The organism is Bradyrhizobium sp. MOS001 (genome assembly GCF_004634465.1).
GTDB classification, from domain to species: domain Bacteria; phylum Pseudomonadota; class Alphaproteobacteria; order Rhizobiales; family Xanthobacteraceae; genus Bradyrhizobium; species Bradyrhizobium barranii.
In genome coordinates this window covers 105,305-115,973 of the sequence record NZ_SPVJ01000023.1, presented here as the reverse complement: position 1 = coordinate 115,973, position 10,669 = coordinate 105,305, and the positions used below count along the sequence as shown (strand labels likewise).

The 10,669-nt window shown below is 65.8% G+C and carries 8 protein-coding genes and 1 pseudogene; 8 read left to right on the top strand and 1 reads right to left on the bottom strand.

Features of this window, described 5'->3' with window-relative positions; genetic code table 11:
* The 7 genes and pseudogenes from CT676_RS25510 to CT676_RS25480 form a co-directional block, all read left to right on the top strand.
* Positions 1–115 (top strand): annotated as a pseudogene (locus tag CT676_RS25510) (IS110 family transposase); the annotation flags it as partial.
* Between the two features lie 93 nt (positions 116–208).
* Positions 209–1,054, top strand: a complete 846-nt coding sequence (locus CT676_RS25505) for an ABC transporter permease (RefSeq protein ID WP_085404060.1) — start codon at positions 209–211, stop codon at positions 1,052–1,054.
* Positions 1,055–1,058: 4 nt separating this feature from the next.
* Positions 1,059–1,844, top strand: a complete 786-nt coding sequence (locus CT676_RS25500) for an ABC transporter ATP-binding protein (RefSeq protein WP_085404059.1) — start codon at positions 1,059–1,061, stop codon at positions 1,842–1,844.
* Positions 1,845–1,898: 54 nt separating this feature from the next.
* A complete protein-coding gene (locus CT676_RS25495) occupies positions 1,899–2,408 on the top strand; it encodes an OsmC family protein (protein WP_028149375.1) in 510 nt (169 codons plus the stop codon).
* Positions 2,409–2,586: 178 nt separating this feature from the next.
* Complete coding sequence (locus tag CT676_RS25490; RefSeq protein ID WP_085404058.1) at positions 2,587–3,402, top strand: hypothetical protein; 816 nt, start codon at positions 2,587–2,589, stop codon at positions 3,400–3,402.
* Between the two features lie 104 nt (positions 3,403–3,506).
* Positions 3,507–4,220, top strand: a complete 714-nt coding sequence (locus CT676_RS25485) for a hypothetical protein (protein WP_085404057.1) — start codon at positions 3,507–3,509, stop codon at positions 4,218–4,220.
* Between the two features lie 439 nt (positions 4,221–4,659).
* Positions 4,660–6,336, top strand: a complete 1,677-nt coding sequence (locus tag CT676_RS25480) for a PAS domain-containing methyl-accepting chemotaxis protein (protein WP_135215601.1) — start codon at positions 4,660–4,662, stop codon at positions 6,334–6,336.
* A 122-nt stretch (positions 6,337–6,458) separates the two neighbouring features.
* On the opposite strand, the gene mutS is transcribed toward CT676_RS25480, so the two are convergent.
* Positions 6,459–9,197: a DNA mismatch repair protein MutS gene (mutS, locus tag CT676_RS25475; RefSeq protein ID WP_085404055.1), complete on the bottom strand. Its 2,739-nt coding sequence runs from the start codon at positions 9,195–9,197 to the stop codon at positions 6,459–6,461.
* A 216-nt stretch (positions 9,198–9,413) separates the two neighbouring features.
* On the opposite strand from mutS, the gene pcaF reads away from it, so the two are divergent.
* Entirely contained in the window at positions 9,414–10,622 is a 1,209-nt protein-coding gene (gene pcaF / locus CT676_RS25470) for a 3-oxoadipyl-CoA thiolase (RefSeq protein ID WP_085404054.1), read from the top strand.
* Positions 10,623–10,669: the final 47 nt, after the last annotated feature.

Sequence of the window (10,669 nt, the reverse complement as noted above, 5' to 3'; positions counted from 1 at the left end):
ACAGGCCGGCAAACCAGCCAAACTCGCCCTCATTGCCGTCGCCAGGAAGCTGCTGACGGTCCTCAACGCCATGATGCGCGACAGGAAGCCCTACCTGAAGGCCAAGCCGACATAACAGTTGCCGGATCTGCGCTTCGCTTGTCCGGGGCGACAACCGAGATTGCCGCGCGCCCTTGCATTCCCCGATCAGACGCGCTTCCTACCGGCCATGATCTCCGACGCGCCAGTCCTGCAACAGACCTCGGAACCGGCCGAAAGCGCCGCCGCGCCCTCGCGGCTGTCGCGTTATGCGCGGCCGTTGCTTGGAATATTGCTGCCGCTCATCCTCGCGCTCGGCTGGGAGCTGGTGGTGTGGTCCGGCTGGTCCAACGGCCGTCTGGTGCCGCCCCCCTCGCGCGTCTTTGCGACCATCACCGAGCTCGCCCGCTCCGGAGAGCTGGTCCGCCACATCGCCGCGACGCTATGGCGGGTCGGCCTCGGCTTCGCTTTCGGCGTGATCGCGGGCACCGTGCTCGGCGCCATCTCCGGCTACTGGTCGCTGGCGCGGCGGCTGCTCGATCCGACCGTGCAGGCGCTGCGTGCGATCCCTTCACTCGCCTGGGTGCCGTTGTTCATTCTCTGGCTCGGCATCTTCGAGACCTCCAAGATCGCGCTGATCGCGGTCGGCGTGTTCTTCCCGGTCTATCTCGGCGTGATGGGCGCGATCCTTTCCGTCGATCGCAAGATCGTCGAGGTCGGTCGCACCTTCCGCCTCTCCGGGTTCGCCATGATCCGCCGCATCCTGCTGCCCGCGGTGCTGCCGGCCTATGTGGTGTCCTTGCGTGTCGGCCTTGGTCTGGGCTGGATGTTCGTGGTGGCGGCCGAGCTGATCGGCGCTTCCGAAGGCCTTGGCTATCTCCTGCTCGACGGCCAGCAGCTCGGCAAGCCCGCGCAGATTTTGGCCGCGATCGTCATCTTCGCCATTCTCGGCAAGCTCACCGACTGGCTGATCGAGGTCGGGGCCGCGCCGTTCCTGCGCTGGCAGGACGCCTTCGGGCGCGCGAAGGGAGCGTAACGCGATGCTGGCGCTCGACCGGGTCAGCAAGACCTATCCCAACGGCGTGCAGGCGCTGGCGCGATTCTCCGCTGAGATCAAACAGGGCGAGATCGTCGCCATCATCGGCGGCTCCGGCTGCGGCAAGTCCACGCTGCTGCGTGCCATCGCCGGCCTCGATCGCGCGAGCGCAGGCATGGTGACGCTCGACAGCGAGGCGATCAGTTCGCCGCACGCAAAAATCGGCATCATCTTCCAAGAGCCGCGGCTTCTGCCCTGGCTCAGCGTCGCGGACAATATCGGCTTCGGCCTTGCCGACCTGCCCGCGGCCGAGCGGCGCGAGAAGGTGGCGCGCGCGCTCGCCCGCGTCGGGCTCACTGATAAGGCGCAGGCCTGGCCGCGCGAGCTCTCGGGCGGGCAGGCGCAGCGCGTCGCGATCGCGCGTGCGCTGGTGCCGCAGCCGGAAGTGCTGCTGCTCGACGAGCCGTTCTCGGCGCTCGACGCCTTCACCCGCAGGGATCTCCAGGATCATCTGCTCGACCTCTGGGCCGACACCCGGCCGACACTCATCCTCGTCACACATGACGTCGACGAGGCCGTGGTGCTGGCTGATCGCGTTTTGGTGATGCGGCCGCGGCCGGGCCGGCTGTTCGACCAGATCGAGATCAATCTGGGCCGGCCGCGCGACCGCAATTCGCCGCTGTTCGAGAATTTCAAGCGAAGTGTGCTGACGTCACTCGACCGTTCGCTCGACCGCAACGTGCCCGACCGTGACGCAACCCAGGGTCCCGGTCAGGCCATGTGGTGGTGACATTTTCTCTCTGAGCCGGTACATCGAGGGACGATTTTTCCGGGAGAGAACAAGATGGACGCCGCAGCACTGCGCCAGATGCAGGCCCCGATCAAGGAACGCTACAAGACCGATCCCAAGACCGCGATGATCACGCTGAAGGCCAAGGGCTCGACCGACAGCGAAGGCATCGCCTGCAAGGTCGAGACCGGCCGCGCCATCGCGATGGCGGGCCTGCATCCGGCCACCGGCGGCTCCGGCCTCGAGCTCTGCTCCGGCGACATGCTGCTGGAAGCGCTGGTTGCCTGTGCCGGCGTCACGCTGAAATCGGTCGCGACCGCCATCGAGATCCCGCTCAAGACCGGCAATGTCTATGCCGAGGGCGATCTCGATTTCCGCGGCACGCTCGGCGTCGACAAGGAGACTCCGGTCGGCTTCGCCGAGATCCGCCTGCGCTTCGAGGTCGACACCGACGCGCCGCAGGACAAGCTTGATCTGCTCCTGAAACTCACCGAGCGCTATTGCGTGGTCTACCAGACCATCAAGAACGGCCCGAAGGTTTCGGTGTCGATGCAGCGGATGTGACTTCCTGACCCTCCCCTTGAGGGGGAGGGTCGATCGCGCGCAGCGCGAGCGGGGTGGGGTGATCTCTCCACTCGGGCGCCGTATCCGTCGAGAGACTGTCACCCGACCCCGTCTCATATTTCGCTACGCTCCATATGAGCCGACCCTCCCCCTCAAGGGCAGGGTAAGAAGCAAAAAAATGCCCCCCGAGCTCCACTTCATCATCCTCCTCGTCCTGCGCATGGCGATCGCCGCGGCGTTCGTCGTGTCCGCGTCGTTCATTGCCGAGCGCACCGGTCCGGTGATCGGCGGACTGGTGGCGACCTTGCCGATCTCGGCCGGTCCTTCCTACGTCTTCCTCGCGCTCGACCATGATGCCGCCTTCATCGCGCAAGGCGCGCTGTCGAGCCTTCCGGTCAACGCGGCGACGATCGTCCTTGGGCTCACCTATGTCGTGCTGGCGCAGCGGAACAATCTGCTGGTGAGCGCGGGCAGCGCGGTCGCGGTGTGGATCGTGCTGGCCTCCATCATCCGCCTGTTCGACTGGACGTTGACCGCCGGGCTCGCCGTCAACCTGGTCGCCTTCGGCATCTGCATTCCGCTGCTCGCACGATACCGCCATGTGAAGATGCCGCTGGTGACGCGTCGCTGGTACGACATTCCATTCCGCGCCTCGCTGGTCGCGACGCTGGTTGCGATCGTGGTCTCGACCTCGGGATGGGTCGGCCCGCGGGTGAGCGGCGTCATCGCACTCTACCCGATCGTGTTCACCAGCATGATGGTGATCCTGCATCCGCGCATCGGCGGCCCGCCGACCGCTGCCGTGCTCGCCAACTCCGCCTGGGGCCTGCTCGGCTTCGGTCTGGCAATTGCGGTGCTGCACGTCGCCGTCACGCAGTTCGGCTCGCCGATCGGCTTGAGTTGCGCACTCGCCACCTGCATCGGCTGGAACCTGACGCTGTGGTGGATGGGACGACGGAAGAGGCCGATGCATCAGCCGCGCCGCGCTTCGTAAGGCGAGATACGCTACGCTTGGGACCTCAACCCTGCGTCAGGATAGTTAGTTACCCGGGCTGGCAGACCCGCTAAACTGGCAACAGAGCAAGATCGGGGCGTGCGGTGGAGGGATTGTACAAGGTCGAATACGATATCAACGACGGCTCCGGCCGCAGCGTGCTGTACGCCCATGCCGGGAAAATGCTTGGCGGCAACACGGCCTTCGCCCACTTCGGCACCTACGAGATTGTGGACGGCGAAATCGTCGCCAGGCTCCGGACGAAGCGCCACAGCCGGTCGCCGCAGCACAGGTCGCTGGTCAGTTCCGACGCCGTCACAATCAGCATTCGCGGTCGACCGCAGGGCAAGCTCTACCGCTTCGAGGGAGAAGTGGTCGAGGACGCCTCGGTGTTTCGCGCCGTGATGACGCCGCTCGGCGACGAGGACGTTCCCCCGCCCGGTGCGGTCGGCGAGGGCGGCATCGTCAGCGGACTCTATTCGATCGACATCCGGATGCTGGATGGAATTACCGGTGGCCATACCGGCGTGATGTTGCTGCGCGACGGCCGCATCCTCGGCGGCGATGCCTTCTTCTATTATCTTGGCGCCTATTCTTCGGCGAACGGTCGCTGGAAAGGCGAATTCGTCAATCAGGAACACACGCCGGCGAAGAGCGAGCATCCCTTGTTCGGTGGCTATGAGGTGGGCATCGGCTTCTCCGGCCACTGCGATGACAAGGGCGCCGACATGGAAGCGATCGCGCTCGCCGGCAAGCGCAGCATCCGCCTCGCCGCCACCTTGAAGCTGATCGAGCCGTTTGCCAGGGCGAGCCGCTGACGGCCGCCGGAAGGCGTTGCGTTAATGGGGCAGCATCCTGGACGGTAGTCGCGCGGAAAAGTGCGCGCGGGGCCGCAATCCGTTCATGTCGCGACGTCGCTAAGTATCGATTTGATCGTTGCTAATTCGCGTTTCGGCCGTTTCTTCCGCCGGCCATTTTCGGTTCCATCACTCCGTATTTCTTCGGAGATGGGCTGCCCGATTCCGATAGGTGCATTAATCTAAATTTGGTGCATTCCCCGTAAAGCTACTCGTCGGTTGTCGTTTCCGCGTTTGGGCGGACATGGGCATCAAGGCGGGTCCTCTGTACGCGTGAACGGACCCACATAGTTCACAGCTAGTCATATTCCAACGCTCGGTCTGTCCGAGGGCGTCCGCTCGCCTGTCTTTGAGGCGCGTTGCGCTGCGGCACCATGCGATCCATTCTGGAGATGTTTTGATGTTTGGTCGTAATCCCCATGGAAATGCCCAGGCACAGCTCGACGCCATCGGCCGTTCGCAGGCGACGATCGAATTTGCACTGGATGGCACCATCCTCACCGCGAACGAGAATTTCCTGAAGGCCCTGGGCTATGGGCTGGGGGAGATCAAGGGAAAGCATCACTCCATGTTCGTGCCCGCCGATCAGCGAGGCGGCGCGGCGTACAAGGCGTTCTGGTCCGCGTTGAAGAGCGGCGAGTTCCAGGCCGCGGAGTTCAAGCGGATTGCAAAGGGTGGTCGCGAGATTTGGATCGAGGCGTCGTATAATCCCGTGCTTGACGGCGACGGCAAGCCGATCAAGGTCGTGAAGATCGCGACCGATATCACCGCGAAGAAGATCAATGCCATGACGGAAGCCTCCAAGGTGTCCGCCATCGGCCGCGCCCAGGCCGTCATCGAGTTCAAGCTCGACGGCACTATCGTGACTGCGAACCAGAATTTCTGCCAGGCGCTCGGCTATTCGCTGGCCGAGATCGAGGGCAAGCATCACAGCCTGTTCGTAGGCCCCGCTGAGCGCGACAGCGCGGCCTATCGCGAATTCTGGGCCAGGCTCAACCGCGGTGAATTCCAGGCGGGCGAATACAAACGCATCGGCAAGGGCGGCCGCGAGGTCTGGATCCTCGCCTCTTATAACCCGCTGCTCGACGAGAACGGCAAGCCGTTCGGCGTTGCCAAATTTGCGACCGACGTCACCGCGGAGAAGCTGAAGAACGCCGACCTCGCTGGTCAGATCTCGGCGATCGACAAGGCGCAGGCCGTGATCGAATTCAACATGGACGGCACGATCATCACCGCCAATGCCAATTTTCTCGGCACGCTCGGCTATTCGCTGGCCGAGATCAAGGGCAAGCATCACAGCATGTTCGTCGAGCCATTGGAGCGCGACGGCGCTGCCTATCGCGAGTTCTGGGCCACGCTCAATCGCGGCCAGTACCAGGCGGCTGAATACAAGCGCATCGGCAAGGGCGGCAAGGAGGTCTACATCCAGGCCTCCTACAACCCGATCCTCGATCTCAACGGCAAGCCGTTCAAGGTCGTGAAATACGCCACTGACACCACGCGGCAGGTGCTGGTCCGCATGGGCAATGAGCGCGTCCGCGGCATGATGGAATCGGTCGCCGCAGGCTCGGAGGAGCTGAACGCGTCGGTGCGCGAGATCTCCGAAGCGATGACCAAGTCCCGCGAGACCGCGATGAGCGCGGTGGAGCAGGTTGCCTCTGCCGACGCGCAGGCGCAGCGGCTGACCGAGGCAGCGAAGGCGATGAGCGGCATCATCGAGATGATCAACAGCATTACCAGTCAGATCAACCTGCTCGCGCTCAACGCCACGATCGAATCGGCGCGCGCCGGCGAGGCTGGCCGCGGCTTCGCGGTGGTCGCTTCCGAGGTGAAGAGCCTCGCCAATCAGGCGAGACAGGCGACCGACAAGATCGGCCAGGAGATCGGCAGCCTCAACGGCATCTCCGGCGACGTCGTCAGTGCGCTCGGCTCGATCAAGCAGGCCATCAACAACGTCAGCGAATACGTCACTTCGACAGCCGCTGCCGTCGAGGAGCAGAGCACGGTCACGAACGAGATGTCGACGAGCATGCAGCGCGCCGCCGCGGAAGCTGCTGCGATGGCGGCAAGGGCGTAGCCAAGCGCGCAGAAGTCGTAGGGTGGGCAACGGCGCGCTCTTCGCGCGCCGTGCCCACCATCTTCCCGCGAATTGGTCGTTGAATGGTGGGCACGCTGCGCTTTGCCCACTCTACGGCATCGTCACTGCTTCGGCAGCTTGGCCTTCAACGCATACAGCGCATCCAGCGCCTCGCGCGGGGACATCTCGTCCGGATGCAGCGCCTTCACCGCGTCCATCAATAGCTCCGCCTCGCTCGGCGGCGCGGCTTCGGCGGCGGCGCGCGAGGGCACCGCGAACAGCGGCAGATCGTCGGCCAGCGCCCGGGCGGTTTGACCGCGGTCCTGGGCTTCCAACTTCGCCAGCACCGATTTGGCGCGCGTGATCACGGCCGGCGGCAGGCCGGCGAGCTTGGCGACCTGGATGCCGTAGGAGCGGTCGGCCGAGCCCGGCAGCACCTCGTGCAGGAACACGACATTGCCCTGCCATTCCTTCACCCGCACCGTCGCGTTGAACATCCGCGGCAGTTTTGCCGAGAGCGCGGTCAGCTCGTGATAATGCGTGGCGAACAGCGTGCGGCAGCGGTTGCTCTCGTGCAGATGCTCGATCGCGGCCCAGGCGATGGAGAGGCCGTCGAACGTCGCGGTGCCGCGGCCGATCTCGTCGAGGATCACGAGCGCGCGCTCGCCGGCCTGGTTCAGGATCGCTGCGGTCTCGACCATCTCCACCATGAAGGTGGAGCGGCCGCGGGCGAGGTCGTCGGCGGCGCCGACGCGCGAGAACAGGCGGTCGATGATGCCGATCCGCGCGCGCGTCGCCGGCACGAAGCTGCCGATCTGCGCCAGCAGCGCGATCAATGCGTTCTGGCGCAGGAAGGTCGATTTACCGGCCATGTTGGGACCGGTCAGCAGCCACAGCTGGCCGGATTTTTGCGCCGGTGTTGGCGAGAGATCGCAGGCATTGGCAATGAATGGCTCGCCATTGCGCTTCAAGGCCTGTTCCACGACGGGATGGCGGCCAGCTTCGATCGCGAAGCCGAGGGAGCCATCGACCTCGGGCCGCACATAATTGTCGTCGACCGCGAGCTTGGCCAGCGAGGTCGCGACGTCGAGCAGCGCAAAGGCATGGGCAGCGGCGCGCAGATCGTCGCTGATATCGAGCGCCTTCGCGGACAGCCGCTCGAAGATCTCGAGCTCGAGCCCGAGCGCGCGGTCGCCGGCATTGGCGATCTTGGCCTCGATCTCGCCGAGCTCCGAGGTGGTGAAGCGCACCTGGCCCGCCAGCGTCTGGCGATGGATGAAGGTCGCATTCAGCGGCGCCGACATCAGCTTGTCGCCGTGTTGCGCGGTGACCTCGACGAAATAGCCGAGCACGTTGTTGTGCCGGATCTTGAGGCCCTTCACACCGGTATGATCGGCGTAGCGCGCCTGCATCGAGGCGACCACAAGACGCGAAGCGTCGCGCAGGTTTCGCGTTTCGTCGAGCGCGGGCTCGTAGCCCTGACGCACGAAGCCGCCGTCGCGCTTGATCAGCGGCAGCTGCTCATCAAGGGCGCTGGCAAATTCGGATGCGAGCTCGCGCGACGGACGCTGCAGGGCCGCCATCACCACCGCGATCTCCTGCGGCGGCTGGTCGAGCTCGGAAAGCCGCGCCAGCACCTGGTCGGCGGCGATGATGCCGTCGCGCAGGCCGGAGAGGTCGCGCGGTCCGCCGCGGCCGACCGAAAGGCGGGCCAGCGCCCGCGACATGTCGGGCGCGCCGCGCAGGATGCTGCGGATGTCTTCACGCGCAGCGGAGTCCGCAACGAAGGCGCTGACGGCATCGAGCCGCCGCGCGATTGCGGGCGCGTCCGTCAGTGGCGCGGCCAGCCGCTGCGCCAGCAGGCGCGAGCCGGCCGAGGTCACGGTGCGGTCGATGGCGTCGAGCAGCGAGCCGCGGCGTTCGCCCGCGAGCGTTCGCGTCAGTTCGAGATTGGCGCGGGTGGCCGGATCGATCGCCATGGTCGCGCCCGAGGCCTCGCGCGCGGGTGGCGACAACGGCGGATGCTTGCCGACCTGGGTGCGGTCGACATAGGTGACGGCGGCGGCTGCGGCGGTCGCTTCGAGCCGCGTCAGTTGCGCCAGCCCGTCCATGGTCGCGACGGCGAAATAATCACACAGGCGTTTTTCCGCGGTGGCGCCATCGAAGACGTCGCGGGTCAGCGGCGTCACCGCCGGCAGCTCGCGCAAGGTCTGTCCGAGCTCGCTGTCATTGTAGAGTGCGTCGGTGACGATCGCCTCGTTCGGATTGATGCGCGCCAGCGTTGCGGCGAGCTCGCCGCTAGAGCATTCCATCACCGTGAATTCGGCGGTCGAGATGTCGATCCAGGCGAGGCCAAAACGGTCGCCGCCACCGGAGGCGCGGGCGCGCGCGATCGCCAGCAGATAATTGTTGGCGCGCGCGTCTAACAGCGTGTCCTCGGTCAGCGTGCCCGGCGTGACCAGCCGCACCACGCCACGGCGTACCACGCTCTTGTTGCCGCGCGCTTTGGCGGCGGCGGGATCCTCGGTCTGCTCGCACACGGCGACCCGGTGGCCGGCGCTGATCAGGCGATGCAGATAATCCTCGGAACGCTCGACCGGCACGCCGCACATCGGGATGTCGGCGCCCTGATGCTTGCCGCGCTTGGTCAAGACGATGCCGAGCGTCTTCGAGGCGATCTCGGCGTCCTCGAAGAACAGCTCGTAGAAGTCGCCCATCCGGTAGAACAGCAGCAGGCCCTGATGCGCCGCCTTGATTTCAAGGTACTGTTCCATCATCGGCGTGACGCGCGCGATGGCTTCCGCCGGCAGCGTGGGCGCTTCGTCAGGGGGCGGCACAGGTATCGGCTGTTGCATTGTCATGGGCGGCGCAACCTACAAAATTTCGCCTCCTGCTCCTACCGGTTTGGCCGGCGAGCGGAGGTTTTCCACGTTGTCCGCACCACGGCATGCATTGGCAGCGTGCGCCCCCCTCGGAACAAGCAAGAAACCGTCAATTGACCTGCCGCGGGCGCCCTCCTAAAACTCCGCGGACATTGAAGAATTTGGGCCGGACCGCGGCATTCAGGGAGAACAACGATGCGTGACGTCTTTATCTGCGATGCCGTGCGGACCCCGATCGGCCGTTTCGGCGGCTCGCTCGCCAAGGTGCGCGCCGACGACCTCGCGGCGGCCCCGATCAAGGCGCTGATGGCCAAGCATCCCAATCTCGACTGGGCACAGGTCGACGAAGTCTTCTTCGGCTGCGCCAACCAGGCCGGCGAGGACAACCGCAACGTCGCGCGCATGGCGCTGCTGCTTGCGGGCCTGCCGGATTCGGTTCCCGGGCAGACCCTGAACCGGCTCTGCGCCTCCGGCCTCGACGCGGTCGGTGCGGCTGGCCGCGCCATCCGTTCCGGCGAGATCGAGCTTGCGATCGCCGGCGGCGTCGAATCCATGACCCGCGCGCCCTTCGTGATGGGCAAGGCGCAGGAAGCCTTCTCGCGCTCCGCCGAGATTTTTGACACCACCATCGGCTGGCGTTTCATCAATCCGCTGTTGAAGGCGCAGTATGGCGTCGACGCCATGCCGGAGACCGGCGAGAACGTCGCCGAGGAATTCCAGGTCTCGCGCGCCGACCAGGACGCCTTCGCGATCCGTTCGCAGCAGCGCGCGGGCGCGGCGATCGCGGCGGGTTATTTCGCCGAGGAGATCACGCCGATCACCGTTCCCGGCGGCAAGGCCGGCCCGATCACCGTGGACAAGGACGAGCATCCGCGCCCGGAGACGACGCTGGAAGGCCTGGCAAAACTGAAGCCGATCGTGCGCAATCCCGGCACCGTGACCGCCGGCAACGCCTCCGGCGTCAATGACGGCGCGGCCGCGATGATCCTGGCTTCTGAAGCCGCCGTGAAGAAGCATGGCCTCACCCCGCGCGCACGCATCCTCGGCCTCGCCTCGGCCGGCGTGCCGCCGCGCATCATGGGCATCGGCCCGGTGCCGGCGACCCGCAAGCTGATGGAACGCCTCGGCAAGAAGATCAGCGATTTCGACCTGATCGAGCTCAACGAGGCCTTCGCCTCGCAAGGCATCGCCTGCATGCGCCAGCTCGGCGTCGCTGACGACGCCGATTTCGTCAATCCGCATGGCGGCGCCATCGCGCTCGGCCATCCCCTCGGCATGAGCGGCGCGCGCCTCGCGCTCACCGCCGTCCACGGCATGGAAAAGCGCGGCGGCAAGCTGGCGCTGGCCACCATGTGCGTCGGCGTCGGCCAGGGCGTTGCCGTTGCGATCGAGAAGCTGAATTAAGCTTTCTCTTCTCCCTCTCCCCGCAAACGGGGAGAGGGCCTTTCGAG